The 1,101-nt window shown below is 61.0% G+C and carries 1 protein-coding gene; it reads left to right on the top strand.

Annotated elements, in window-relative coordinates; genetic code table 11:
* The first annotated feature begins 224 nt into the window (after positions 1-224).
* Positions 225-1,064, top strand: a complete 840-nt coding sequence (locus KV557_RS41860; protein ID WP_218207366.1) for an IS5 family transposase — start codon at positions 225-227, stop codon at positions 1,062-1,064.
* Positions 1,065-1,101: the final 37 nt, after the last annotated feature.

The raw sequence follows: 1,101 nt of genomic DNA on the forward strand, positions 1-1,101 counted from the left end.
AGTGGGCATTTTGATAGCGATCATCCACTATACGGCCTTCGTCCATGTCATGATTTGCCCCGATCTACGGAGAAGACGAGGTATGCCCTCACAGGGGCAGCGAAGGCCAGAGTCCGTCTCATCCGCTTCTGGGCTCTGGGATCCGTCTGGTTTGAAGAAGTCATAGAAACGCCCAACAGGCAGCGGAACGGGATCCTCCGCGCCATCCGTGCTGACGCTGTGTCATGACCGAGCGCAAGCCGTACCCGAGCGATCTGTCCGACGCCCGATGGGCCCTGATCGAGCCGATTCTGACGGCATGGAGAAAGGCTCGGCTCGACCGGCGGCCGACCGGTCAGCCGGCGAAGGTCGACTTGCGCGACGTCTTCAATGCGATCATCTACGTCAACCGCACGGGAATCCCCTGGAAGTATCTCCCGCACGACTTCCCCAACCACGGCACCGTCTATGCCTACTACGCCGCCTGGCGTGACGAGGGAATATTCGCCCAACTCAACTACGACCTCACCGGACTGGCCCGAGTAAAGGAAGGCCGCAAACCCGAGCCGACCGCCTCGGTGATCGACACCCAGAGCGTGAAGACCTCCACCAACGTGCCCCTGACCAGCCAGGGAACCGACGCCGCGAAGAAAATCGTCGGCCGGAAGAGGGGCATCCTCACCGACACCATCGGACTCATCCTCGCCGTCGCCGTCACCGCCGCGAGCCTGTCCGAGAACGCCCTGGGAATACGCCTCCTCAACCAGGCCAAGAAGACCTACCCGAGCATCTCCAAGAGCTGGGTCGACACCGGCTTCAAGAACGCCATGATCGAGCACGGCGCAAGCCTCGGAATCGACGTCGAGGTCGTCCACCGGAAGTCCGACGTCCCTGGATTTCACGTGGTGAAAAGGCGGTGGGTGGTCGAACGAAGCTTGGGGTGGATCATGCAACGCCGCCGTCTCGCCCGCGACTACGAGACCCTCCCGGCCAGCTCCGAAGCCATGATTCACATCGCCTCGATCGACAACCTCACCAAGCGCATAACGGACGAGACCACACCAACCTGGCGAGGAACTTACTAGAACATAAAGGGCAAACTACTCTCACCAAATGCCCTCT

This window comes from Kitasatospora aureofaciens (assembly GCF_019192735.1).
Classification (GTDB): domain Bacteria; phylum Actinomycetota; class Actinomycetes; order Streptomycetales; family Streptomycetaceae; genus Kitasatospora; species Kitasatospora aureofaciens_A.

Excerpts from the sequence above, each read along its gene's own strand:
- KV557_RS41860 (WP_218207366.1), top strand. The coding sequence starts at position 225 with ATGACCGAGCGCAAGCCGTACCCGAGCGATCTGTCCGACGCCCGATGG.